The following is a 24,062-nucleotide window of genomic DNA, read 5'->3' on the forward strand; positions in this document are numbered from 1 at the left end:
CGGATCGCGGGCCTCGTAGCGTAGCCTGAGCTCGCGCGGGTCGAGCCCCTCGCGGCTCGATCGGTACGGACGACAGCAGCGCGGACTTCGAGCTCACGAGCGCGCCCAACCCCTGGCGTTGATCTTCACCAAGCGCATCGCACCGCGGCAGCGCGGGCAGGTCGGCGGAATCGGCGAGCGGGCACTCAAACGGTCCCCAGCCGGACCACCTGCGCCTGCGGGATCGGCCGGGGCCCGCACAGGTGCTCGAGCAGACGTTCGCTGGCCATCCGTGCCCCCGAGATGTTGCGCGCTGCGGGCCCGAGCTCGAGCTCGGCGAGGGCTCCGCTGACATGGATCTGGGTGTGCCAGCGCAGCGCTCGATCGACGATCGGATAGCCACACGCGGCGCACGGTAGTCCAAGCCGCGCGATGACTTGGTCGAGCCAGATGCCGGGCCGGGCGCGCGCGAAGCCGGTGGCGAGCACCACTCGATCGGCCCGGAGGATCGGCCCGGCTTGCGGCCACAGCTCGACGCCGCCCTGTCGCACGACGCGGGCGTCGATGATCTTGGCCTCGCGGATTACGATCCGGCCGCGACGCTCGGCGCGTCGGAGCTCGCGTAGAACGTCGGGCGAGGAGGTCCCGCGATTGCGGGCCGCGTCGATCATCGCCCGGCGCTGGCTCATGTCGCGCTCGCGCCGAAATTTGTCGAGGTGCAGCGGCCCGAGCCAGCCGGGATCGCTGTCGAACTGGGCCTCGCGCAAGGGCGTGCGAATCAGCAGCGTGACTGGGGCGCTGCGCGTGCGGCTCTGTGCGAGCGCAAACTGGACCGACGAGATTCCGCCACCGACGACCACGAGCCGCTCTGCGTCCGCGAGCACCGACTCGTCGAAGTCGTCATCGAACACATGCATCAGGCGGAGCCCCTCACGGTCGAGCGCGTCGACCCAAGCTGGCCGTGCGAGCCGATCGGAGCCGAGCGCGAGCACGACACGATCCGCGGCGATACGCTCGGTCTCGGTCACGACCTCGAGCCGATCGCCGACCTCGACGAGATCGATCGCGCGCCCGCGAACGCACAGCTCGGCGATCCGCTGGCTGGTGAGCAGCGCATCGCAGTGCTCGTCGAACAGTCGCGTCGACGGTCGATTGTAGGGCGCCCGAAACTCGCGCTTTTGGTAGCCGCGCTCGTGCGCGAAGCTGCTGAGGGAGAACGGCGGCCCGTCGAGGTGATGGACCGAAGGCGACCGCATGAACCGCATGCCGACCGTCGCCGAGCACTGCCGCCAGCGCCCGAGCGGGCTTGGATGGGGGTCGAGCAGCCGCAGATGCTCGCGCTCGACCCCGGCACCGCCGAGCAGCGCGAGCGCGAGGTGAACACCGTGAACTCCGGCGCCAATGATCAACCAGTCGAGCATCGCGCCCGGCTTAGCGCTTCTTGCAATCAATTTGCAAGAAGCTGATGTGAGTCAGTTGCGAGAAACATCGGCCGTGTCGGCGCAATCGTCACACAGGCCCTTGATCTGGACCTCGGCGTCGAGGTTGCGGACCGAGCGAGGGACCCGCTGACCCGACCGGGTCCGCAGCTCGAGGGACGGCATGCATTCGACGGTCCCGCACTCGCTGCACAAAAAGTGCGGATGCTCGTGGCCCGCGCTCGCGCTCGAGCCCTTGGCCGCGAAACGCCAGACGCGGTCGCCGAGGTCCGAGCGGACCGCGAGAGCGGCCTCGGTCAGCGCTGTGAGGTTGCGAAACACCGTAGCCGGATCGCCGGCGGAGCCGTCGAGCAGCTCGACGATCTCGCTGTGCGACATCGGCCCCGATGCGTTCTGTAGCGCTTCCATCACGGCGATCCGAGCAGCGGTGACGCGCAGACTGGCCGCGCGGAGCTGCTCGCGGATGCGTTGCTCTCGCTCGGCTCGGCGTGACTGGCGGGGACGGCGGGGCATCGGGTGCGCACGATACCAGGAGCTTGGCTCGCAGGTCACGGCGCAGCCAGACCGTCGAGCCGCAGCGCCGCGAGTCGAGCACCCGCAATGTTGGCCGCCAGCGGTCCGAGGCTCAGGCGCGCCGCAGATCCAACCACGTGAATCCGTGGGTGCCAGCGCAGCCTCTCGTCGAGCACTGGTAACGCCAGCGGGCCGCGCTCGAGCCCAAGCTCTTCGGTGACTGTGTCGAGCAGCGGCACGCGCTCGAAGTTGGGCGCGAACCCGGTCGCCAGCGCGAGCCTGCGACAGCGCAGCGTGCTGTGATCGCCGAGCGTGACGAGCAGCTCGGCTGCATCTCGCCGCCCGTCGGCGATCTCGCCGATCACGATCCGCAAGCTTCCGCGTCGCTGCGCTCGAGTCAGCCGCGCGGCGACTCGGGGTGGGACACTGCCGCGGCGTGTCTCGGCATCGAGCATGGCCAAGCGTCCGGCGAGGGGAATGCTGGCGAAACGCCAGGGACAGCGCGGTCGCGCCCAGCGAGACGCCGCGTCGAGCTCGGCGATCGGCGGGGGTCGTCGGCAGATCAGCGTGGTCGCTCCAGGCCGCGCGCGAGCCCAGTGCAGGGCGAGCTGCACCGCCGAGAGCCCGCCCCCAACCACCACGGCCGAGCTGGTCGGCAGGCTGCGATCGAACTCGGGATCGAATACGTGCAAGGCCGCCCCGCCGATCGGCACGGCCCACGCGGGCACGCAGGTCTGCGGGGGTCCAACCGCCAGGATCACCCGACGCGCGACGAGGCTGCCGCGATCGCTATCGACCCGAACGCCGCGATCGACCAGCTCGAGCCCCGTTGCCGTGCCGCGCTCGAGCAACGCGTCGAGTCCCAGCCGCGCGCGAATCCACTCGACGTGGCGGCGAAAGAGATCGAGTGACGGTGCGCGACAGGGGCCGGCGAACACGCCTGGCTCGAGACGCGGCTGCGCGTGGGAGAAGTGATGCAGCGAGAGCTCCCCGACGTCGAGATCCTGGTCGAGTGGCGATCGCAGATGGGTCATCGCGAGCGCCTCGGCCCGACGGTCCCACTCGGCGAGCGGTCGCGGGTGTGGGTCGAGCAGGCGCAGCGCAAAGCCGCGTCGACGCAGCCTCGCGGCCACGTGCAGACCATGGACACCCGCCCCGATGATCAACCAATCGAGCATCTTCACTGGCGCTTCGACGGCTCCGCCGGTTCGGGCTGAGGCAGCGGGTTGGGTCGGCTCGTCCACGCGCTGCTCGGTCCGGCGAGCAACTCCTCGTCGAGCAAGCAGGCGTCGAGCCGCGATCGGATCAACGTCTCGTCGAGCTCGAGGCCGATGAACACGAGCTGCTGGCAGCGATCACCAAACCGTGGGTGCCAGTCAGGTCGGCGATCGAAGTCCGCGCCTTCCGGCCAGCGCTCGCGCGGAGCCGCGGCCCACCAGTTCCCGGCCACCTCGATGTTGCTGATGCCACCAGCTTGCGACCACTGATACACACGGTGCGGCGCTTCGGCGACCCACAGCAGGCCCTTCGAGCGGAGGATCGCTTGCCCGCGAGCGAGCCCAGGCTCACCCGGGCGCAGCTCGGGCCACAGCTCGCTATCGTGAAACAACGCCCACAGCCGCTGCGCATCGAAGGGACGGACCTCGCGGTAGCAGAAGCTGGAGATCCCGTAGGCTTCGGTCTCGGGCGTGTGCGTGCCCTCGAGCTCGCGGAACCACGCGGCCGAGCTCGCCGCGCGCTCATAGTCGAACGACCCAGTGTCGAGGATCGCGTCGAGCGGTGCTGCGCCCTTGATCGTTGGGATCAGCCGCGCACCGGGGTTGAGCGCCCGCAGGGCGGCCTCGACTCGGTCCCGCTCGGTCGGGCTGATGAGGTCGAGCTTGTTGACGAGGATCACGTCGGCGAATTCGACCTGGTCGACGAGCAGATCGGCGACGGTGCGCTGGTCGTCGTCGTTGAGCGCGGCGTCCCGCTCGGCCAGCGAGGCCGCCTCGGCGTACTCACGCAGGAAACTCGACGCGTCGACGACCGTCACCATCGTGTCGAGTCGCGCGACCTCGGCGAGGCTCTTGCCTTGCTCATCGACGAAGGTGAAGGTCTGTGCGACGGGGACCGGCTCGGAGATCCCAGTGCTCTCGATGAGCAAGTAGTCGAAGCGCCGCTCCTCGGCGAGGCGTGCGACCTCGGCCAGTAGATCGTCGCGCAGCGTGCAGCAGATGCAGCCGTTCGACAGCTCGACCAAGCGCTCCTGAGTGCGCGAGAGCTCGGCACCACCGCGCTCGACCAGCTCGACGTCGATGTTGATCTCGCTCATGTCGTTGACGATGACCGCGACCTTCCGGCCGCCGCGGTTGTTGAGGACATGGTTGAGCAAGGTTGTCTTGCCCGCGCCGAGGAACCCGGACAAGACCGTGACGGGCAGCCGCGAGTCAGGATGCGCCTGAGTCATGCGCGGACCTTACACCGATCGAACCGTAAATGCAATGAAATTGCATTTACGGTTCAGCTTGCGCGAAAATCCGCAGGCCCCCCCCGGCCCACCGTGCCCGTGGACCGAGACGACCCGCTCGAACTCGAGGTCGCTGATCGCGTCGAGCCCCGGAAAGCTCCTGCGATTGATGTCTGTGCTCGACACATGCCAGGGGTCGTAGGCGCCCGCGCTGAAGCTGGAGTTGGCCCACCCACGACAGATCCACGAGCTTGGTGGGGTCTGGCCGGGCCAGGCGGCACGAATGTTCTCGGCGAGGGTGTCCGAGCCGCGCTCGATCCGGCCCCCGTGCGGCGCGAGGATCAGCGTATTCGAGTCCGACGCATGAATCAGCTCCTCGACGAACTCGCCACAAAACGACGCCGTGCTGCCCAGTCGCTTGCGCCCGCTGGAGGTCATGCGAATGGTTCCGTCGCCGTCGAGCTCGTCAATCGCTCCGATCGTGTAGAGCGCGATCTGGCCGGTGGCCGTATTGCGAACACGGACCTGATCGCCGACGGGCAAGTCGTGATCTTGCGCGATGTCGGCCGAGACCGAGCACAGCCACTTTGAGTTGACCTTGGGCAGCACAGCGGGCTCGACGACGTCTACGCAGGGCAGGGCAGGGCAGGGCACTTCCAAAACGCGACAGTCCAGCGGCTCTTGCCGGAGTCGTGTTTGTCGCGACGAAGGAGGAACTTGTTGAGGCGGTGCTTGGCGGCCGTCTCACTCTCCTTCGCCTGCTGTCGTGCGCGGCATAGATCCGGACCGTCTCGTCTTCCTCGCTCGGTGGGTGAACCTCCGTGCAGCCACCCAACGATCGGCGCCAGCCCTTCCCACCGCATCGAGATGAAGTGGGTGGTGCCCTCTCTGCGCCGCTCGACGACACCCGCCCGCTCCAACACTTTGAGGTGTTTGGACACGGCGTTCAGGCTGATGTTGAACGACTGAGCGATTAGATCTGCCCCAGTTTGATGGACACCTCCGGAAAAAGGAAACTGGAGGACAAGCACCGTGCCACGCAAGAAACGCAGGACATTTACACCGCAACAGAAGGCCGAGGCCGTCAAGATCTGCCAGCCGCCAGACCACCGTTTGGATGTCCTCTACGCTGTGGAAGACGCTGGGCTGGAGACCGTACTCGTCACACAGGTCCGAGACGGGGACCTTGTCGACCATGTGACGGCGGACGATCTCGGCCTTCTGCTCGGGGGTGAAGCGACGGCGATTCTTCGTGGTCTGCGGGACATGGGGACTCCTGATCTTGCGGGCGGTGAAGTCCGATTTCAACTGGAGCAGGACAGCCTTTCGCCGGCCCTGAAGGGATGCGTCTGCAAAGCGAAGGACCACGAAGATCGTCGGCGACCAGTTCTGCGGCCATCCATCGGCGATCGGCACCGTTGGAATGCCAGCGAACCCAAGCTTGAGCAGCGTCACACCGACGCGCTCGGCAATGTCGCCCACGCCAACCTGCAACACCGCCCGCAGATGCTCAGAAGGTCCAGGGGCGAAGCTTGTTGAGGTGTCCGCACTGCCGACACTGAACACCGCGAGCGTTGTTGCGGGCTTCGACGTTGCTCCCATCGATGATGCTGTTGACGACGCCGACGCCGGTGATCAGGGCGCCCGCCAACGGAAACAGCGCCCACACCGGGGACAAGAGCACGAACAGGGTGACCGCGACGCCCAGCAGTAGCAGCGTGAGCACCGAGAAGTATCCAGGCGGATCAGCACGGGGGCGGATCTTACGATGACACTTCTTGCACCTCATTTGTCTTCTTCGCTGTCCGTGTCGCTTACCCAATCCCACAGCATGTATACCATCACGCCCCCGGATGTGAGACCCGCCGCCGCGAGCGGCTCGAGGGTCGAGCGCCGCCCCCAAAGCCGCGCCGCCGCCCAGGTCGTGGATTGCCCGGCATGCTGGATTTCGGCCGGTGTAGCGATGTGAGCGCGGGTGACAATGAGCGTGTGGCCCTGGCGAGACGACCGATCCTGTATCCCTGGGATGGGCAGCGCGCGGAAAAATCTAGCTCGCCGAGGGATAGCTGCCCTCGGCGAGCGCAATGTTGCTCACCCGAGCTGCATCACCTCCGAGCGAGACGCGTCTGCATCCAATGCGGATACAGACTCGGCGGCGCCGTGAGCTCGGCGAGGCCCGCGAGTTCCTCTGCCGTCCACTCGATGTCGATCGCACCGAGGTTGTCCTCGAGCTGATCGACCCGCTTCGCCCCCACGATCACCGTGGAGATCCCGCGCTGCCGCAGCACCCACGAGAGCGCCAGCCGTGGAATCGTCGTGTCCTTCGCTTTCGCCAGCGCGTCGAGCTTCTCGACGAGATCGTAGCCCTTCTCCTTGTCGATGGGCGGGAAGTCGAAGGTCGTGCGGCGGGAGCCCTCGGGGCTCGCGTGGTCGCGGCGGTACTTGCCCGTGATGAAGCCACCGGCCAGCGGCGACCAGACCATGATGCCGAGGCCCTGGTCCTCGCACATTGGCACGAGGTCGAGCTCGAGCTCGCGACCGAGGAGCGAGTAGTAGGCCTGCAGCGAGACGAAGCGGGCGCTCGATCGTGCGAGGTCGTTGGCCTTGACCACCTGCCACGCCGTGAGGTTGGAGCAGCCGACGTAGCGAACCTTGCCCTGCTGCACGAGATCCTCGAGGGCGTGCATGGTCTCCTCGAGCGGGGTGAAGTCGTCGGGACCGTGGATCTGGTAGAGGTCGATGTGGTCGGTGCCGAGACGTCGCAGGCTCGCCTCACAGCCGGCGATGATGTGCTTGCGGGACAGGCCGACGTTGTTCATGTCGCCGGTGCCGTTGTCCGCGTCGTCGCTCATGGCCCCGCGGACCTTGGTGGCGATCACCACGGCGTCACGGCTCACGCCGAGTTCCTTCAGGGCCCCGCCGAGCAGCGTCTCCGACTGCCCACGACTGTAGATGTCGGCGGTGTCGAAGAAGTTGATGCCCCCATCGAGGGCGCGCTTCACCAGCGCGGTGGCCCCGTCCTGCTCGACCTGGCCGATGCCGTAGAAACCCTGACCAAAGGTCATGCACCCGAGGCAGAGCTCGGAGACGCGTAGACCGGTGTTACCCAAGAATCGATACTTCATGCCGTCCTCCTGTTTGTGATAGCGGCTGCTCGAACCCTAGGTCGCAGCCCGCGCGACTGCCACCGAAGATCCTGGCGAGGGTTTGCCTAATCCTGTCAGCGGGCACGGGCACGGTGGCTTTTTTGGTCGGAACCTGGTCAGATTCTGGCAATGGCGACGGACTTCGTCGAGTTTCTGAACGCCCACACCCCGGCCGAGGGAACAACCGAGACGCACTGGCCCGGCTTGACCCTGTTCCGCAGGAGCGAGCCGACAGCGCGAACCTCGATGCTCTACAGCTCCAGCATCTGCTTCGTCGCCCAGGGTGCCAAGTGGGCCCACGTGGGCGGCGTGACCTACCGCTACGACCCGATGAACTACCTGGTGGTCTCGCTGCCACTCCCCGTAGAAGTGGAGATTCCCGAGGCCACGCCCGAGAAGCCACTTTTGGGGCTCGTGCTTCAGGTCGACGTGGCGGAGGTCGGGCAGCTGCTGCTCGAGATGGAGGAGGCCGACGCCCAGATCGGACGCCACGCGCAGCCGGGCATCTACGTCTCGCCGATCCACCCGGAGCTGGCGGACGCGATCACCCGCCTGACCAAGGCGTCGATCGACCGGGCACGTGCGCGTGTCCTCGGTCCCGGGGCGATGCGCGAGGTTCTGTTCCACATGCTGCGGGGGGACCAGGGCGAGCAACTGCGCCAGCTCGCCCTGAAAGCTGGCGCCGGTCGTGGCATCGCTCGAGCGGTGCGCCACCTACAAGATCACTTCGACCAGCCGACCGATGTGGACAGCCTCGCCCGCATGGTGGGCATGAGCGCCTCGACCCTCCATCGCAACTTCAAGGACGTGACCGCCCTGACGCCGATCCAATACCTCAAGACGATTCGCCTGCACCGGGCCCGCGTGCTGATGCTGAGCGCTGGACTCGGCGCTAGTGAGGCCGCCTTCCGTGTCGGCTATCAGAGCCAGTCGCAATTCGGTCGAGAGTTCAAGCGCCTGTTCGGCGCGACGCCGACCCAGGTCGTGCGGGAGGTGCAGGCCAGCTCCCCCGAGGCGCGGGCGGGCACTTGATGAAGTCCAGTGCACGCCACCTCGCTTGGCCCTTGGTGCGCCCAACGACGACCGCGCCACATTGTCACCGCGTCATCGACGTACACGCTCATCGCGGTGCGGTGGCCTTTGGTGGCCGCACCATGCGGTCCATCAGGTGCTCTAGCGTAGCGGGCAGGTCGTTGCAGCGACCCATGTGCACGGCTGAGGTCTGGATGATCGAGCTACGCTTGGCCGTCAGCCAGTGGAAGCGCGCACGGGGCTGCAGCAGTCCGATCGGCGCGGCGGATTCGCCACCGCGGCAGATCGCCGGGATCATCTCCAGGTGGCGACTCAGCGACTCGATGTCCAGCGTGGGGTCGAGCGCGCGCAGGCGCGTCTCGTCGAGTTCGATGCGCGCCTCCAGGAAGCCGGCGCGCTCGCACGACACGATGATGCCGACGTTGACGAATTCCTCCCGCTCCACGCGCGGCACCACGCGGATCACCGCGTAGTCGTAGGTGTCATCCCCGTGCACGGACCGCCTCCTGCACGAACGCTCCGCGCTCCGTCACGCGCCGCGTCAGATGGGCCACATAAGCCGCGCCCTGGTTCGCCGGATCCCCGAACGCGTCCGGCCCCTGCAGCCAGGCATCGGGCACGTCCGCCACGATGCCGGCGATCACGTCGTCGAACAACGGAGATCGGCGAGAGCTGAGCTTGGACCTGGTAGACCGGCTGGTCGTTCGTCCGCTCGAGTGATCACCGAGTCTCAGCGGACTCAGGGCGCGAACAGGTCGACAATCTGCGCATGGACGGAGGCTGCGGCGAACGCGCCGCTCAGGCGAGTTTGGTCGTGCCCGGTGATGAGCGCGTCCCGGAACCGGCGGGCTCACGATCCCCCGAATCGCTGTCCTCATCACCAGGCAGACCTTCGTGCCGGTCGCGTGCCAAAGTGTGCACTTCGCGAAGTGCATGGGCGCACGCGTTGCGTTTGAATTTTAGTACTTAGATAGGCACATTCCCCAGACGTCCAACGGTAAACGCGAGCTTCGCAATATGGACAGCGGGTGCGGTGCACGTCCCCCTCGTTCATGGACGCTGTTGGATTGTGACAACGAGAATCAACGAGGAGAACCATAAATGAGCTGGAAAAACGCAAACGATGGACGAATTCCCGATGGCGCGACAAAGGTTGGATACGAGTCCAACGGAGAACCGCTGTACCTCGCGCGCGCGGAGTACGACGGAGGTGTCCACATTGGTAAGGTGCGCCTGGCGTTCGGCGGAGCCAATATTCCCTATGGTGGCAAAGAGGTCAAAGTCACGAAGTACGAGGTGTTCTGTGGTCGAGCGCGCTGGATGACTGCCACCCAAGGGCAAATCCCCGACGACGCCATCAAGTACGGCCAAGAGGCCAACGGGGAGCCGCTGTTCGCCGCCCGGGCCAAACACGCAAACGGGCTGCACCCGGGCAAGGTGCGCCTGGCGTTCGGCGCGGCCAACATCCCCTACGGTGGCAAGGAGCTCAAAGAGACCACCTACGAGGTCCTGGTCGAGCGTTAGCGCGACAGGGAGTGGTTTGGATGGGCGCTCGCCTGGCAACGCCAGGCGAGCGCCCACTCAGGGATTGGACAATACGATCCCGATCGCCTGTTCGAGGTGGAGCGCACAAGCAAAATCCATGGCGAGATCGCCGTCGAGATCCGCTGCGATCACGTGGCGAGGATTCAGACCGACAGCGAAGGTCTGGGCGAACTCGAGCCCGCCGCTGCCACCACCAAGCAGCAAGGTCACGGTCCCGCCGTCATGGTCGGCCGAGATGACGTCGGGGTTCCCGTCTGCGTCAAAGTCGGCCGCGGCCACGCCTCGTGGTTTGATGCCCACCGCGAAGTTCGTCGGGCTCTCGAGCCCGCCCGCGCCGTCGTTGAGCAGCACCGACACATGCGCTTCAGCCCGGCTGACGACGACGATGTCGGCCCAGCCGTCGCCGTCGAAATCGGCGGTGTCGAGGCCCTCGGGCGCCCCGTCACCGGTCGGGTATGCAACCATCGAGTCGAACCCACCTTGGCCGTTTGCTGACAAAACTCCGATCTCATCCGCGCCGGCGCACACCACCACGATATCGAGGCGCCCGTCACCATCCATGTCGACGGTGATCAAGTCGACGGGCGACTTCGATACATCGTAGTTGGCGTCGCCCCCAAAGAACTGCCCGCTGCCGTCGTTGGTGAGCACCCGGACGTCGTCGTCGTCGGCCGCGACGACGGCGATGTCGTTGGCCACCGCCTCGGTACCGGCGCCCGCGAGGTCGCTCGGCTGCTCGGGATGAGCCCCAACACCGAGCGTGACTACCGACTCGCGCTCAGCGAGGCCGGCCTGCTCGAGGGCAACTTAGACGACCTACCCGAGCTCGTGATCCTCCGCGCCGCGATCGAGGTCACCAGGCCCGCCAAGCCACCGGCACAGCAGCAGCAATCCTCGCCTGACAAACTGGGTGCTCGAGGTCGCCGGTCAGCGCAAGCACGGGACCACGCACAAGCGGCCGCTCAAGGTCTTCGAAGCGATCGAGAGGGCCAAGATGCTCCCGCTGCCAACGCTCCGCTGGGAGCCGATCTCGTGGCGTCAGCCGATGCTCCAGCGTGACTGCCACGCGCTCGTCGACGGTGCCCGCTACTCCGCGCCGTGGGTGCGATGCGCTTGATGAAGATCGCCAACAAGCCCGACGACATCGCATGGGCGCTCGCCGATCTGGGCCTCGGTGCCCGTCCGCCTCCACGGCCAAGGCCAGCCCTAGCTGGCCAGCTCGAGCTCGACTTCGCGGCGTGAGCGACCCGACTCTGCTCGAGTTGTGATCGTCGAGCCGTGCCTCGGGTGCACGGGGCCGGCTTCGTTCGGCGGCGACATCGCGGCGAACGGGTCCTGCCCGGCAGCTGATCCGTCCGCGATGCGCCTCGCCGGCCGACGAGCACGCCAAGCGTGGGGTGGCGCAATGTTCACGCATCCTGCGACCCCGCATTGGATGTCTTGTCCGCCTGAGGGGCGTCAGGGCGTGCAGGTGATCGACGTGATCTCGGTGCTGTCTTGGATGTGACCGTCACCGCAGAACGCTTCGACGCAGGTGACTCGGATGCAGGCGTCGGTGTCGAGTTCGTTGCCGAAGACCCGCCAATTCACGCCGGTGGCACCGGAAAATCGAGCATCCAGCACACGTAGTTCTCACCGACCTCGCATTGGGAGGTCTCAGGCCGACACCAACTGCTCTCCAGCGTCGTCATCGATGTCCAAACGATGGCGCAATTCGACCAGTCCTCCGGATCACAGGCGTCGCCAGTCTCGAGTTGCGGAACACATGACCCACTTTGTGTCTCGCAAAATGATGCGATGCCACATTCATAAGGCGACTCGCACGCCTCACCGTCTGCTGTCCGGGACTGGCATGTGGCGTCAGGGGCACAGCGCAAGTCGACTCCACAGGACTGAACATGATGAGGTATGCAGCTGTCGCCGACCTGCTTGGAGACGATCACCGAGTCGTCCAGCGCACATAGTCCAGTAGACAGATTACAGGTTGCTCCCGCCTCGCAAGAACCACCTGGCATCGCAGCTCGCATGCGAGGGTCTCGCTCACAAGCTGCGCCAAGCGGGACCGCACCCGTAATCGCTGTACAGTCGAACGCGATCTCCGCTGCATCTGAGCACCCCAGAGTCTTTAACTTGGCCAGCACGCCATCGAAGCAATCTTCGTCGAAGCCGGAGATTTCGGCGGTCGCAGCTTCGAAGGCGGCAATTACGTCTGACCTACATTCTTCCTGCGAGGCGTAGTGCTCACACCCGCAGGCAGCCTCAGCTTCGCACAGCTGGTCAGCGTAGCGTTCGGCGGCGTCGGCTGGAAGGGGTGCGGGGAGGACCCGATCGCTGCAACCGTTGCACGAACAGCCGAAGAGGAACTGCAACGCGCCGATCATCAGTAAACGCGCGTTGCCTTTGTGGTTTCCAGAATGGGTCGTCATGGAATCAGTTCGTAGTAGAGTGTAAAGGGTGATGTCCTGGAACGACTTGTGACCAAATCATAGTCTGTTTCGCCCGCGATCCACAACGCTACTGCTGCGGTGATGAGGTCATCTTTGCTGTCGAGATCGACGCCATTTATACTGACGAACCTGTCACCGTCCTGCAATCCAAGTAGATCGGCGAGAACGCCCGAACTGATATTATCTACGCCGTAGACAGGCGCTGAGGCATGAACGGTGATGTGCGCATCCTCGCAGTAGACTAGTTCCGACGGATCTAGCATTGTTTCCTCAGCGCAGCGCCTTGAAGGCTCCTATCACGAGGGCAGCTCGCGTGTCGCCACTATCGAGCGCCTTCGCGAAGTAGCGCCGCGCGTGCATGTTGCACGCGCAGTCGATCAGATTCTCGCGTTTGCACTGCTCGACAAAGAGCATGTCCATGTCGATCACGATGATACCCGTGCGCAACGCCAGGATGTCGCTCGGGCCACGCTCGTCTGGGTGCTGCCCACGCGCCTTTTTGGTCGACGCGTAAAAGAATGCCGCGACCTCGGGCTTCGTCGCGCTCGCGCCCGCCGTGCCCCACAGCGTGCCGCGGCGCTTGCCGTTCGGGTGGGCACGATCCAGCACGTCGAGGCCGCTGCCGTCGAGGTGCATCACCTTCGCGGCGAGGACCTGATCGCTCGCCTCGAGCCACAGCGGTCGTAGCAGCTCCGCCACCCAGCATCAAGCGCTGGAGGCCACGTGGAGGTCCTTGATGGAGATGCGTGGCGGGTGGGTGCTCGAGGTGGACATAGCGAGCTTCTTCGACGAGATCGATCATGGACACCTGCGAGGGATCCTTCGCCAACGAGTGCGAGACGGGGTGCTGCTGCGCCTGCTCGGAAAGTGGCTCAACGCGGGCGTGTTCGACGGTTGGGCTCGGGCCCAGGCCACCGCCGCGGCCGAGGCCGCCCTTCTCGACAATCCGTCGCAACCTCAATCCTTCACGCTGAGCCCGAACCCCGCGTGTCACGCACGTGAACCCACGTGTCGCGCAGACTCGGACCCCATTCGGAAGTCCTCTACGCAGACCACTCCGAACAAAGGCAAATTGAGGCGTCGCATGCCGGCATGATAACCGGCAAGCGAAGCCCCAATCAGCACGACCACCGCCATCCGAACGCGCGGCAAGCGTGCAGGCCCGCCCCGCGGACGGGTGTTTTGTCAGGACTCGTTGGTGTCCATGACCACGTCGAAGCCGCCGAAGATCATCCGCATGCCGTCGAAGGGCATGGGGCTGTCGCCCATCACCTGCTCCATCTCTGCCATGACCTTCGGCATTCCCGCGTCCCGAGTGGCCTTGTCAGGCCACTCGATCCATGACCAGACGACCACTTCGTCATCCGTGGCCTTGACCGCGCGATAGAAGTCCGTGACCTTGCCCTTGGGCACGTCGCTGCCCCAGCACTCGACGATGCGGGTGGCCCCATGCTTGCGGAACACGGGGGCTGCCTTGATGGCGTGTTCGATGTATTGGGCTTTGTTGGCGGTTGGTACCGCTGCGAGTAATCCGTCGACGTAGCTCATTGGTGTGTCCTTTGTTTGCTGACTTGTTAGCTGAGGTTGTTGAACGGCGCGCCTGGGGTAGTTGCAGTGTCCGGCGCATTGGAGACAGGTCCTGCAACATGACTTTGGCGATTGTATGATCGCCCGAATTTAATGCGGCTGCAGGGCCGCCGGATCCATCCACATCACCTCCCAGTGGTGGCCGTCGGGGTCGTAGAAGCTCCAGCCATACATGAACCCAAGGTCCTGCGGGTCCATGGCGTGGGCACCACCAGCCGCGACGGCGGTTGCGACCAGCGCATCGACCTCCTCGCGGCTCTCGCAGGAGAGCGCCAGGAGGGCCTCGGTCTGACGGCTGGTGTCGCAGAGCTCCTTCTTGGTGAAGGTCTGGAAGTACTTGCGCACGAGGAGCATCACGAACGCCTCCTCGCTGACGATCATGCACGCGGCGTTCTCGTCGGTGAAGCGAGGCTCGAACTCGAAGCCGAGCTTGCGGAAGAAGGACATGGACCGGCTCAGGTCGGAGACGGCGAGGTTGACGAACAGTTTGCGAGTCATGGGAGATCCTGTGGTTGCTCGCGGCCGGTGCTCGGCCGCGTTTGTCAGTTGGACTCGACGGGCTCGGGGAATTCATCGGTCTCCCCAAAAAAATCGCAGCTCAATCAGTGGGCGGGAGCGCGTCCGGGAGACCGAACTTCGGGAACAGCGCCTCGGTGTCGAGGAACGAGATCATCCCGTCGATCGCGCCGCCGCGGAGCTCGAGCACGACGAGCGCCCAGGGCCGGTGACCGCCAGCTGGATCGGGTCGGTACTGCCCAAACGCGGGCGCGCCACAGGCTGCCGTTGGGATCAAGCGCGAGCCGCGGCAGCCAATCCCGTGGCCGCGAAGCCAGCTGCCGATGCTGTCCTGACCGCGCAGCCACAGCGTGTAGGGCGGCATGCAGAGCGTGGCGTCTTCATGCATGAGCGCGGTCAAGGCGTCGACGTCGTAGCGCTCGAACGCCATCACGAACCGCTCCACGAGCTGGGCCTGGGTCGCAGACAGCGGACCGGTCGCCGCTTGCGACTCCGGGGCATTGTGGCTGAGCTTGGCGCGCGCCCGCTGGACCGCGCTGTTGACCGAGGCGAGCGAGCTCTCGAGCGTGGCGGCGGTCTCCGCCGCAGACAGCCCGACCACCTCGGTGAGCAGCAGGGCGGCGCGCTGCTTGGGGGGCAGCTGTTGCAGGGTCGTCACGAACGCGAGCCGGATGCTCTCGCGCGAGCTCATGCGCTCGGCGGGGTCGGGCGCGCCCCCGAGCACCCAGGCATCGGGGATCGGCTCAATCCAGTGGCTCCGGTCGCGCGCCTCGAGGGGATCGTCGACGGTGCCGACCGGGCCATCCATGATCCGCCGCGTCCGTGACTGTCGCGCGAGCATGTCCAAGCAGACGTTGGTGGCGATCCGGTGCAGCCACGTGCGGACCGAGGCGCGCTCCTCGAACCGGTCGAGGCTGCGCCAGGCTCGGAGCATGGTCTCTTGCACGGCGTCCTCGGCGTCCATGGCCGATCCGAGCATGCGGTAGCAGTGGCCGGTGATGGCCGCGCGCTGATCTTCGAGGGCCTCGACGGGTGGCATGGCTACCTGAAGCTACCCACGACTCGCTCCGCGATCCACTCCGCCACCGCGCAGATTGTCATGACCGGGTGGCTCCCGATCACCGTTGGGATCACCGAGCCATCCGCGACGTACAGCCCGGCGTGGCCGTGCACCTGGCCGTCGACCCCCACCACGCCGGCATCGGCCGACTTGGAGAGCGCGCACCCGCCAAGGTTATGGACCGTGAAGATCCGCCCAAACAGATCCCAGGTCGCCAAGTTCCTGTAGGTCCCCCCGTAGTGCTTGGCCAGCCGCTTCATCTCGCGCTGCTGTGCGGCCAACAGCGCGCGGTTCTCTTGCTCATACGCCCACACCACGTCGAGCTTGCCGCGGCGTAGAATTACGCGACCGCCAGCGTTGTCCTGGCCAATAGCGAACACCGTCGTGAACCGCGAGGCCGGCCCCGCGCCCTTGCCGGCCCACGCCAGCGGCTTGGTGAGCAACCCCTTCTTCAGGGCCCACGGCAGCAGCTGCGGCAGCTTGCGATACAGCGGCTCCGAGACCAGCCGCATCAACGAGCTAGGCGGTGGCTGGCCGAGCGACGCCAGCACCCGCATGACTGGCTCGTTGAAGGTGGGCGTGGCCATGGCGAAGCCGGGCTCTCGATCGAAGCACCACATCAATGCGGTCGTGCTGGATCCCCTCGATCTCATTGCGCGACTCGTCGCACTGATCCCGCCGCCGCGCTTTCACATGTTGAGGTACCACGGCGTGCTCGCGGCCACGCCAATGCGCGCAGCGAAGTTGTGCCGGGCCGCGTGCTCGAGCCTGTCGCACCGACACAGCTGAGGTTGTTCGCCGGCGAGGCGACCGAGCTCGAGCTCGGTGCGAAGCCCGGCAGCACGAAGCCCTCGAACCGGCATCCTTGGGCATGGTTGTTACAGCGGGTGTTCGCGGTCGACGTGATGAGGTGCCCGCGGTGCCGAGGCGCGATGAAGCTCGTCGAGCTCGCCAACGAGCGCGAGGCTATCGCTCGAGCGCTCGCCACGGTTGGGCTCGGGCCGAGGCCACCGCCGCGGCCGAGGCCGCCCTTGCCTGGCCAGCTCGAGCTGAAGTTCGCTGCTTGAACCCTGATCGTCGCGTCCGACAATGGTTGCGATGGGCGTCGCCATGCCTCGAGCCGGCGGATGCCGGCGAGTCGCACCTCGCTGGTCGTCAGCAAGGACGTGACCTGCCGTGCGCCGCATTCTCGACAATCCGTCGCAACCTCAATCATTCACGCTGAGCCCGAACCCCGCGTGTCACGCAGCTCCGAGAACTCGGCGACGGCGAGGCTGTCGAGGTTGGTCACGAAGTCCAGCGACCACCGCTCGCACACCTCGTCGGGCACGTCGCCCGGGCTGAACTGGCTGCTGCAGCGAGTGTTCGCGGTCGACATCATGGTCTGCTCGCGTTGTCGCGGCTCGATGAGGCTGGTCGAGATCGCCAACGAGCGAGACGCGATTGCCCGAGTCCTCGCCACCGTTGGGCTCGGGCCGAGGCCACCACCACGGCCGAGGCCGCCGCTCCCTGGCCAGCTCGAGCTGAAGTTCGCAGCCTGAGCGCCGCGATGCCAACAGGTTGCGTTGGCTTGGCCGTGTCTCGAACCGTGAGCTCGACCAGGTGAGGCGCGAAGTTGCTCATGGCCATCGCTCTCGCGGGTCGCTCGTCCGGGCCCGGAGACCGACGCTTGGCCCGCCCGGCACAGATGTGTGTTTCGCGTTGCCCCGACACCGCTTCTCGTCGCCCGACCACCGTTTGGATATCCTCTACGCCGGACGTCGGAGCACAGAGCAGCACCAACTTCCATAAACTTTCAGTTTGTGATGCCCAGATAGTGGTGTATGCCCGCTATCATGAAGCAGGAGCTGTCGCGGATGTCGTTGTGGCGAAACGTGCTCGTGGCTCCCGCGATGCTGCTCGCGGCCTGTGGGCCGGGGCTCGTGGGCGTTACCGATGATGATGATGACGACGGCAGCACGTTGTCGGCCGAGACCACCGGCGACGCATCGAGCACGATCGATGGGTCGACGAGCGACGATAGCTCGTCGACGAGTGACGAAACGGACCCCGGGTTCGTGCCCATGCTCGACCAGTTCGTCCCGGACGACTGCGGCCCCTTCGCGCCGAACTGCCCCGAAGGCGAGAAGTGCGTGCCCTACGTGAGTGGTGACACCTGGGACGCGAGCAAGTGCGTGCCGGTCATGGGCGCGCAGGCGACCGGTGAGCCGTGTCGGTCAGATGGCTACGTCGAGGCCACCGACGACTGCGACGCGACCGGCATGTGCTGGAATTTGATGGACGTCGACGGCGAGAAGGTTGGTGTTTGTCATGCGTTCTGCATGGGCTGGCCGGACGACCCGATCTGCCCGGACAAATCCTTATGTCAAATTTCGAGCGACGGCCCAATCGCGCTGTGCATCCCGACCTGCAACCCGCTCTCGCAAGACTGCGCTGCGCCGTCCGGCTGCTATTGGGCCGGCTACGCGTTCATGTGCGCGCCCACTGGGAACCTGCCAACGGGGGCGCCGTGCGGGTTCATCAACGATTGTGTGCCGGGCAACTTGTGTGTCGACGCCACGGTGCTGCCGGACTGCATGGGCACGGCTTGTTGCACGAGCTTCTGCAACCTCGAGTTCGGCCCCGGGCAGTGCGACGCGCAGCCGGGGACTGCGTGCATGGAGTTTTGGGAGCAGGGCATGGCGCCGCTTGGCTATGAGCAGGTTGGCGTCTGCACCAGCGCGTGAGCCAAGCACACCAGTCGCAAGGTCGACTTCATCATTGCGTGCCGCGGCTCGTCGATCTCGACGACAGCACGTCGTCGGCCGATCTTTCAGGTTCTATTGTCACGATGTATTGAAAACTCCGCAACCGGGGCCGCTCGGGGCCGGGGGCGCAGTCCAATTCTGGCACAATTACGAGACCGATCCGAGTCTGAATGGCAGTTTCAACCAGATCGCCAACACCCCACTTGGAGTACCTCAATATGGTGACGTAGTGATTTGGAGCACCGTGGCGAACGGCCTTGGCCATATCGCTGTTTTTCTCTCGGGCGACGCGAAATCCTTCGATAGCCTCGATCAGAACTGGGGACAGGCGAAGGTTATGAAGATCCAACATGACTACAACAACGTTCTTGGCTGGCCGCGTCCCAAAAGCCAGGCGGAGATCGGCAATCTCTGACGGGATGAGCGAGTCGCCCGCGACCGCCGACCGGCCGATGAGCAACACGATCTTGCTCGGGCTGTGGTGGGGCTACTACTGGGGCGAGTAGCTTGGGCGAAGGCTTCGGCCTTTATCAATAGAATGGGACGTTCCAGACAACTGTGGCGGGTTGGCCGTCCTTCGGGCTCGAAAACTCGATTTCCTCGACGACCGAGAGCACACAATCTCGCACCCATTCGTCTTTCACCGTGATGTCGACGACTTGCGACTCGGTGACTCGACCGTCTGACCCTATCAAGATCCGGACAGCCATCCGGTGGTGAGGCATCACCCGCGGATACCGACCTTCACTATCACGACACTCCCGTATCTTGCCGACGTGTCGCCGCAGGGCCTCACGGACATCCTCATTCGATAGTGCGCCGGTGACCTCGGGTTCGGGCTTGGGTTTGGGCGGGCGCCGGTGATCCCACGCATGCCCCCGAGAGCGACCTGATTCGGGCTCGTGGCGTGGCGTGGCCGTTTCGGACTCCGGACCCGCGCTGGCGAAAAAGCGCGAGCCGTGATCCCTCGGGTCGCCAGCTGATTATCCGTATGTCGTGCGACCGCTCCCAGCGGCCGCGGTCGGCGAAGGGCCAACGTCTCTGTGGGGGGTCAAAACGACCCCGAGCCCCCTCCCAGGGGGCCACACATGCGCCCGCGGACAAACATCCCCGAGGAGCGAAGCCAAGGAACAGCGAGCGAAGCGGCGGAGATAGCGAGGGCGAAGCCCGCCCCGGCTGCGGGTGATGGTGACGTATCAGCCAAAGCCTCGGCGCAGACCAAAGCGACCAAGCCTCCGGCGCGAGTGCTGATCGGCGCGCGCCCGGTCGCGGGCACGACCTTCGACTCGACGCGCCGCCCCGAGGGCTGGCCCAACTGGGTTCGCAAAGAGCGCGAGGACGGCCAGCTACTCGAAGCCGCCGGCAAAACGCTAGAGGTCAGTCTGCGCGGCTCCCGAGGCGAGACCCTGCAGCTGCGAGCCCCGTGGCCAAGCGCGGATCTTCCTCGAGCACCTCTCGGCGCGTGGCGTCGAGGCCGAGCCTCGTGACAGCCTGCGAGCGCGTCGGCCCGTTGGCCGAGGACGACGACCAGCTGCTCTGCTCGCCATCTACGTGACCCGGTAGAGCGGGTGAAGACGGGGACTCGCAGGGCCAGGACAAATAGTCTAGACGGCGCGAGACACGGCTCCGCTTTGGCTCAGGGTAATGGACTGGATGAGGAGCTGCTAGGATTTGCGGTGTGTCGCCCCCTCGTATCACGAGCCTCGCCTGCATCCTGACCGCGAGTTGGGCGATCGCCTGCGGTAGCCCGAGCCCCGCTCCCGCGGATCATGCACCGAAAGATACGCAGCGGGTGCTCGAGTTCGGCGGCCGACAACTCGTGGTCGAAGATCCGGGGCAGACTCCGCGCCGACAACTGAGCTACGCTGGCACCCACGAGCGACGCGTGCGGATCAGCGTTTCGCAGCGCGAGCCCACTGCGGAGGGAGGGAAGGTCCTGCCTACGTACTTTGTCGTGGAGTTGGACTGGCGGGGGGAGGCACCCGCTGAAGGTCCGGCGATCCATGAATTTGCGGTCAAGTCGGTGCAAGGGACCGGCGAAGGCAATGGCCCGAAGAAGCCGAGCCCCCCACAGATGAAGGAAGTGTTCGAGGCACGCGACGCCGCGTTCTTGCGCGTCCGAGGGAGCGTACGCGTCGAGGATGGTCATCCGCTGCAGATCCTCGCCAACCGCGACGGCGTGCGCCTGACGCCGGACATCCCAGCCGTCCTCGACGTGTTCTTGCTGCCGCTGCCGGGGCTCCCGGTTGGCGTCGGTGCTCGTTGGGTCACGACCGATTCAAAGACCAAAGAGCGACGCGAATACGTGCTCACCAAGCTAGACGAGACGAGCGTGACGATCGTCTTCGAGCGAACCTCGCCCGAGGACTCGAGCTTGCGCCCGCCGAACATCCGGGGTCGCTTCGAGCTGCGATCGATGGCTTCCACGGAGCCGCCGAAGCTTCTGCTCTCGGACCCGCTACCGACGCGCGGCAGGCTCGAGTTCGAGCTCGAACTTCAGCACTTCGGCAAGGCCGGCGACCGAACGGTGGGTATGTACCAGATCCTCGAACTCGACACGCAGCCTGATCGACTCGGCGTCACGGGCGATTAGAGGTCGTCGTGTTCGGCGAGCAACTGGTGTTCTTGGACCATCGCGGACAACGCCGCGTTCAGACGGAGGTCTTCATTTTTGGTCAACTTTGCGTGACCGGTCTCGAACAGCGCGCGATGGAAGAACGAGGAGCCTTCCACGTTCCCCGAAGTCACGGGGGTCGTCATCCCACTCACCTCGGTCTCGTGGGTGTCATCACACGGCCGTGTTGGACCCTGGATCGAGAAATAGCCTTGCAGCGCGGTAATCCCAACGTCGAGACCGAACAGCCAACCCTCCGATTCGATTGGGTCCGGCCTGGTGAAGATGTCATCGTAGGAGAGGCGGACCCACCCACGGCCGAATACGATACTGAGCGCGTCGGTAATCACCTTGGCTCCCACGCCATCAAAATCATGAAACGTCATGGGTTCGTGTGTCTCGAAATCGGTCCACCCCGGAAAACTCGCCGTCAAGTTGACGGGCGCCCCCACGGAGGCACCGACTGCTCCTAGCATCCAGGTCCTGCGGGCTCCGGTGTTGCGATTTTCCAGAGCACCCGTCATTCCCTGGATCGCGCCGCCCTCGCTACCTCCGGCAGCACCCACGTAGTTGATTGACCAGTCTCGATTCCCCCACAGGTCGCACTCGGACGGCGCCTCCCAGGAGTCCCCCGCCTCAGACGTCCCCGAGTGGCTGATGACCGTATCGATGAACTCGAGGTCGATGTCCGCGCGCCGGAGTTCGGGATCGTTCGCGCGCGGGTTGTCGCCGGCTTCCTGTAGAGTATCCTCGCTCCCCCGCCAATCGGCCCTGATCCCGATCGGATTGTCACTCTCCCGGTTGCAGATAGCGACCGTAAGATCGAGATTGCCCCCGAGCTTTCCCCTCAGCAAGCTGGCCGAGATCTGGACTACCTCCACGCAACGCCGCGGCCACACACCGAGCGGTGCGTCCTCGGCCGACGCCACCAATCGGCGCGCGGGTCGAACTCGACGGTCGACGCCGAGACCTGACGGGCGCCCCAGTGGATCGCCCGGAAGATCGCTAGATTGTGGCGGATCGAGATCTCGACGCCGTCCATCCCTCGGTGCCACCCGCCAGCGCCAAAAACTGGACAGGTCGGACCGAAGCAGAGATACCCAGGTCACCTCAGCCACGAGGTTTGGGTTTGTGCCGGTCTTCTTTCTGCTTCGGCCCAGACCCATTCTTTTTTGGTTCGGGGTCGGAGCGCGAACTTCTGGCGTTTTGCGGTGGGTGCGCAGATGGATAGGTCTTCGGGTTGTTGCTCGGAATTCCGCGTTCTCTGGCGACCATCAACAAACATGGGCGTGTCGCTCATGTTCGCAGTCGCGCTTGTCGCGCTCTCCGTCGGCGCAAGCACCGATGCGGTGATGTTCCATTCGAGCGGGCAACTCGACGGCGCCGGCGCCGCAGGCTCACGGAAAATGACTGAAGGTGGAGGAAACTCTGGGCCATGCTGACGTATCATTCCCACATGAGACTTCGTTGGGTGAGCCCTCTTGTGTGCTTCATGTTTGTCGTCGCTTGTGACTCGACGGAATCCGAGAGCGTCGCAGAGCAACCGCCTTCGGTCGCTGAGCCGTCGGTGGCGGAAGCGCCTCGGGAGACAGCGACCGACGAGGACTTCCCCACGCCGGACGAGCTTCCAGAAAATGAAAGCGGGCGTGAAGAAGGTCCTCCCTCACTCGAGCCAACCGCCGAGCTTCCCAACAGTCCGTCGGGAGGTACTGGAGTTCCCGAGGTCAACGAGGTCGACCAGGTCGAAGAGGCTCACGAAGACGACGGTGCCCAAGCTATCCAACGCGCCTTACTCGGCGAGCGAATGATGGGTGGGGGAACCATCACAACGACACCCGTTCCGATGCCGGTACGCGACGAGGTGGATATCTCTGAGCTCATGAGTAGTGCTAACGGAGTCGGTGTCGAAGAAAGCCACTGCGAGCGACTCCAACGACTGAGCCGCGGCGATGATGGCGCATTGGAGCGCTACCTCGAAGAGTGCGGCAGTGGGGGACTTGGCTCCCGATGAACCCTCCCGCGTGATTCCCAGTCCTTGATGTCGGATTCGCCAGCGCAACGCCAACTCATTCTTCCAGCCCTGCTCTGTGATCTTGGAGACTGGAAATGCTGAGCGCCAACGACTGGCAGCAGATCATCGCGTTCATCGACGAGCGCGATCCGGGTTTTCGCGGGCGGATCCGCGGCGCGACGCCCGAGCGAATCCAGGAGCTCCAGGCCATACACGCAGCCAAGCTGCCACGTGCGTACGTCGATTTTCTCGAGTTGATGGGGGAGGACCACGGAGGCTTCGAACTCAGCTGGGCGCACTACTCGACCGTACAGGAGCTGCTGCTCCACAAAGTGATGCCTCCGGGCGGCCCGACATCGTATCCCCAATCACGCTTTATACGGATCGCAGGACTGAAAGAGGAACATGAAGACGACGCGAGCGGCTGGGGGGACTACTATCTCGATCTACAGCGAGGAGAGCGAGACGACCCGGTGATGATCGACCATGAGTTCTTCGACCCCTACGTGGACGCGCCTGAGGTCGGCAGCGTCGTGGTCGAGCGGTTTACGGACCGCGTTCAGTTGCGTGCTTACGCAGACTACGAGCAACTAAATAACGCGCACCAGTACGCCCTCAACCTGCACTTTTCCACCCCTAAGATCGCCGCTGGGTGGCAGCAGCTTCTTCGTCTGTTCCGCTGGATGGGGTGGCAGGCGTGCTTGCCGGGTAGCGAGGGGACGTGGTTTGGGCAACACACAGATCCTGTCTCGCTCGAAGCCGAAATCTACAACGATACGTGTGTGTGCATTCTCGCGGGATCCAACGACCGCAGGCGTGTCTTGGCATTGATCGAGGAAATCAAGGATGAGTTCCCCACACAGAACAACGGCGGCAAGTGGTTCATCGGCGGGGACAAAGTGTGAAGACCCCGCACCTCGTCGAAGAGATCAAAGATGAGTTCCCCACGCAAACAAGCCGCGGAAGCTGGTTTGTCG

The 24,062-nt window shown here is 65.1% G+C and carries 29 protein-coding genes and 2 pseudogenes; 9 read left to right on the forward strand and 22 right to left on the reverse strand.

What is annotated here, in order from left to right; genetic code table 11:
- Window positions 1-185 precede the first annotated feature (185 nt).
- The 8 genes from DB30_RS10715 to DB30_RS10755 form a co-directional block, all read right to left on the reverse strand.
- Window positions 186-1,400, reverse strand: a complete 1,215-nt coding sequence (locus DB30_RS10715) for an FAD/NAD(P)-binding protein (protein WP_052548297.1) — start codon at window positions 1,398-1,400, stop codon at window positions 186-188.
- 51 nt (window positions 1,401-1,451) lie between these two features.
- On the reverse strand, window positions 1,452-1,931 hold the full coding sequence (locus DB30_RS10720) for a Fur family transcriptional regulator (RefSeq protein WP_052548342.1): 480 nt from the start codon (window positions 1,929-1,931) through the stop codon (window positions 1,452-1,454).
- A 35-nt stretch (window positions 1,932-1,966) separates the two neighbouring features.
- A complete protein-coding gene (locus DB30_RS10725; protein WP_240480205.1) occupies window positions 1,967-3,109 on the reverse strand; it encodes an FAD-dependent oxidoreductase in 1,143 nt (380 codons plus the stop codon).
- Between the two features lie 2 nt (window positions 3,110-3,111).
- Window positions 3,112-4,380: a GTP-binding protein gene (locus DB30_RS10730; RefSeq protein ID WP_052548299.1), complete on the reverse strand. Its 1,269-nt coding sequence runs from the start codon at window positions 4,378-4,380 to the stop codon at window positions 3,112-3,114.
- Window positions 4,381-4,389: 9 nt separating this feature from the next.
- Window positions 4,390-5,034: a poly-gamma-glutamate hydrolase family protein gene (locus tag DB30_RS10735; protein ID WP_146658474.1), complete on the reverse strand. Its 645-nt coding sequence runs from the start codon at window positions 5,032-5,034 to the stop codon at window positions 4,390-4,392.
- Between the two features lie 90 nt (window positions 5,035-5,124).
- A complete protein-coding gene (locus DB30_RS43060) occupies window positions 5,125-5,982 on the reverse strand; it encodes a transposase (RefSeq protein ID WP_146658476.1) in 858 nt (285 codons plus the stop codon).
- Window positions 5,891-6,106 carry a hypothetical protein gene (locus DB30_RS10750; RefSeq protein WP_052548301.1) on the reverse strand — a complete coding sequence of 72 codons (216 nt, stop codon included), beginning with the start codon at window positions 6,104-6,106 and terminating at the stop codon, window positions 5,891-5,893. The genes DB30_RS43060 and DB30_RS10750 overlap by 92 nt, the downstream gene beginning before the upstream one ends.
- Before the next feature lie 379 nt (window positions 6,107-6,485).
- The gene (locus DB30_RS10755) at window positions 6,486-7,505 is read right to left on the reverse strand and encodes an aldo/keto reductase (RefSeq protein WP_052548302.1); all 1,020 of its coding nucleotides are present in this window, start codon (window positions 7,503-7,505) and stop codon (window positions 6,486-6,488) included.
- Between the two features lie 150 nt (window positions 7,506-7,655).
- Between DB30_RS10755 and DB30_RS10760 the strand changes: the two genes are divergently transcribed.
- On the forward strand, window positions 7,656-8,558 hold the full coding sequence (locus DB30_RS10760) for an AraC family transcriptional regulator (protein WP_146658477.1): 903 nt from the start codon (window positions 7,656-7,658) through the stop codon (window positions 8,556-8,558).
- A gap of 88 nt (window positions 8,559-8,646) precedes the next feature.
- Here DB30_RS10760 and DB30_RS10765 read toward each other — a convergent pair whose 3' ends face one another.
- Both DB30_RS10765 and DB30_RS10770 read right to left on the reverse strand, forming a co-directional pair.
- Window positions 8,647-9,054 (reverse strand): DUF3037 domain-containing protein, encoded by a 408-nt coding sequence (locus DB30_RS10765; protein ID WP_052548303.1) that lies wholly within the window; start codon window positions 9,052-9,054, stop codon window positions 8,647-8,649.
- Window positions 9,041-9,214, reverse strand: coding sequence for a hypothetical protein (locus DB30_RS10770; RefSeq protein WP_153258283.1), 174 nt, complete (start codon window positions 9,212-9,214; stop codon window positions 9,041-9,043). Before DB30_RS10770 ends, DB30_RS10765 begins: the two co-directional genes overlap by 14 nt.
- Window positions 9,215-9,659: 445 nt before the next feature.
- Here DB30_RS10770 and DB30_RS10775 point away from each other — a divergent pair, with 445 nt between their 5' ends.
- Complete coding sequence (locus tag DB30_RS10775; RefSeq protein WP_052548304.1) at window positions 9,660-10,082, forward strand: DUF3421 domain-containing protein; 423 nt, start codon at window positions 9,660-9,662, stop codon at window positions 10,080-10,082.
- A 57-nt stretch (window positions 10,083-10,139) separates the two neighbouring features.
- Here the strand turns inward: DB30_RS10775 and DB30_RS10780 are convergent, their stop codons facing one another.
- Entirely contained in the window at window positions 10,140-10,802 is a 663-nt protein-coding gene (locus tag DB30_RS10780; protein WP_052548305.1) for an FG-GAP repeat domain-containing protein, read from the reverse strand.
- Between the two features lie 211 nt (window positions 10,803-11,013).
- On the opposite strand from DB30_RS10780, the gene DB30_RS10785 reads away from it, so the two are divergent.
- Both DB30_RS10785 and DB30_RS42745 read left to right on the forward strand, forming a co-directional pair.
- Complete coding sequence (locus DB30_RS10785) at window positions 11,014-11,220, forward strand: hypothetical protein (protein ID WP_052548306.1); 207 nt, start codon at window positions 11,014-11,016, stop codon at window positions 11,218-11,220.
- Complete coding sequence (locus DB30_RS42745) at window positions 11,220-11,345, forward strand: hypothetical protein (protein WP_276204349.1); 126 nt, start codon at window positions 11,220-11,222, stop codon at window positions 11,343-11,345. The genes DB30_RS10785 and DB30_RS42745 overlap by 1 nt, the downstream gene beginning before the upstream one ends.
- A gap of 216 nt (window positions 11,346-11,561) precedes the next feature.
- Here DB30_RS42745 and DB30_RS42750 read toward each other — a convergent pair whose 3' ends face one another.
- The 7 genes from DB30_RS42750 to DB30_RS10815 all read right to left on the reverse strand — a co-directional run bounded on the left by DB30_RS42750 (window position 11,562) and on the right by DB30_RS10815 (window position 16,300).
- Window positions 11,562-11,693 (reverse strand): hypothetical protein, encoded by a 132-nt coding sequence (locus DB30_RS42750; RefSeq protein ID WP_276204350.1) that lies wholly within the window; start codon window positions 11,691-11,693, stop codon window positions 11,562-11,564.
- An 832-nt stretch (window positions 11,694-12,525) separates the two neighbouring features.
- Window positions 12,526-12,813, reverse strand: coding sequence for a PDZ domain-containing protein (locus DB30_RS10790; protein WP_146658478.1), 288 nt, complete (start codon window positions 12,811-12,813; stop codon window positions 12,526-12,528).
- Between the two features lie 7 nt (window positions 12,814-12,820).
- On the reverse strand, window positions 12,821-13,249 hold the full coding sequence (locus tag DB30_RS10795; RefSeq protein ID WP_052548307.1) for an IS66 family transposase: 429 nt from the start codon (window positions 13,247-13,249) through the stop codon (window positions 12,821-12,823).
- Window positions 13,250-13,735: 486 nt separating this feature from the next.
- Window positions 13,736-14,098, reverse strand: coding sequence for a DUF1428 domain-containing protein (locus DB30_RS10800; RefSeq protein ID WP_052548309.1), 363 nt, complete (start codon window positions 14,096-14,098; stop codon window positions 13,736-13,738).
- 129 nt (window positions 14,099-14,227) lie between these two features.
- On the reverse strand, window positions 14,228-14,635 hold the full coding sequence (locus DB30_RS10805) for a VOC family protein (RefSeq protein ID WP_052548310.1): 408 nt from the start codon (window positions 14,633-14,635) through the stop codon (window positions 14,228-14,230).
- A gap of 100 nt (window positions 14,636-14,735) precedes the next feature.
- The gene (locus DB30_RS10810; RefSeq protein WP_052548311.1) at window positions 14,736-15,692 is read right to left on the reverse strand and encodes a sigma-70 family RNA polymerase sigma factor; all 957 of its coding nucleotides are present in this window, start codon (window positions 15,690-15,692) and stop codon (window positions 14,736-14,738) included.
- 2 nt (window positions 15,693-15,694) lie between these two features.
- A complete protein-coding gene (locus DB30_RS10815; protein WP_165703698.1) occupies window positions 15,695-16,300 on the reverse strand; it encodes a GMC family oxidoreductase in 606 nt (201 codons plus the stop codon).
- Here DB30_RS10815 and DB30_RS43065 point away from each other — a divergent pair.
- A pseudogene (locus tag DB30_RS43065) lies at window positions 16,299-16,385 on the forward strand (hypothetical protein); the annotation flags it as partial. The gene DB30_RS10815 and the pseudogene DB30_RS43065 overlap by 2 nt on opposite strands.
- Before the next feature lie 17 nt (window positions 16,386-16,402).
- On the opposite strand, the gene DB30_RS42210 reads toward DB30_RS43065, so the two are convergent.
- Entirely contained in the window at window positions 16,403-16,576 is a 174-nt protein-coding gene (locus DB30_RS42210) for a hypothetical protein (RefSeq protein ID WP_240480207.1), read from the reverse strand.
- A gap of 353 nt (window positions 16,577-16,929) precedes the next feature.
- The gene (locus DB30_RS10825) at window positions 16,930-17,142 is read right to left on the reverse strand and encodes a hypothetical protein (protein ID WP_052548314.1); all 213 of its coding nucleotides are present in this window, start codon (window positions 17,140-17,142) and stop codon (window positions 16,930-16,932) included.
- A gap of 406 nt (window positions 17,143-17,548) precedes the next feature.
- Here DB30_RS10825 and DB30_RS10830 point away from each other — a divergent pair, with 406 nt between their 5' ends.
- Window positions 17,549-18,439 carry a hypothetical protein gene (locus tag DB30_RS10830; protein ID WP_052548315.1) on the forward strand — a complete coding sequence of 297 codons (891 nt, stop codon included), beginning with the start codon at window positions 17,549-17,551 and terminating at the stop codon, window positions 18,437-18,439.
- A 109-nt stretch (window positions 18,440-18,548) separates the two neighbouring features.
- Window positions 18,549-18,875 carry a hypothetical protein gene (locus DB30_RS10835; protein ID WP_146658481.1) on the forward strand — a complete coding sequence of 109 codons (327 nt, stop codon included), beginning with the start codon at window positions 18,549-18,551 and terminating at the stop codon, window positions 18,873-18,875.
- Window positions 18,876-18,990: 115 nt separating this feature from the next.
- Here DB30_RS10835 and DB30_RS43070 read toward each other — a convergent pair.
- Window positions 18,991-19,263, reverse strand: a pseudogene (locus DB30_RS43070) (AgmX/PglI C-terminal domain-containing protein); the annotation flags it as partial.
- A gap of 875 nt (window positions 19,264-20,138) precedes the next feature.
- Between DB30_RS43070 and DB30_RS10845 the strand changes: the two are divergent.
- Entirely contained in the window at window positions 20,139-21,053 is a 915-nt protein-coding gene (locus tag DB30_RS10845) for a hypothetical protein (RefSeq protein WP_146658482.1), read from the forward strand.
- On the opposite strand, the gene DB30_RS10850 is transcribed toward DB30_RS10845, so the two are convergent.
- On the reverse strand, window positions 21,050-21,928 hold the full coding sequence (locus DB30_RS10850; RefSeq protein WP_146658483.1) for a hypothetical protein: 879 nt from the start codon (window positions 21,926-21,928) through the stop codon (window positions 21,050-21,052). The genes DB30_RS10845 and DB30_RS10850 overlap by 4 nt on opposite strands.
- A 1,252-nt stretch (window positions 21,929-23,180) precedes the next feature.
- Between DB30_RS10850 and DB30_RS10855 the strand changes: the two genes are divergently transcribed.
- Window positions 23,181-23,990 (forward strand): hypothetical protein, encoded by an 810-nt coding sequence (locus DB30_RS10855; protein WP_052548321.1) that lies wholly within the window; start codon window positions 23,181-23,183, stop codon window positions 23,988-23,990.
- The last annotated feature ends 72 nt before the right edge of the window (window positions 23,991-24,062 follow it).

This window comes from Enhygromyxa salina, assembly GCF_000737335.2.
GTDB classification, from domain to species: Bacteria; Myxococcota_A; Polyangia; order Nannocystales; family Nannocystaceae; genus Plesiocystis; species Plesiocystis salina_C.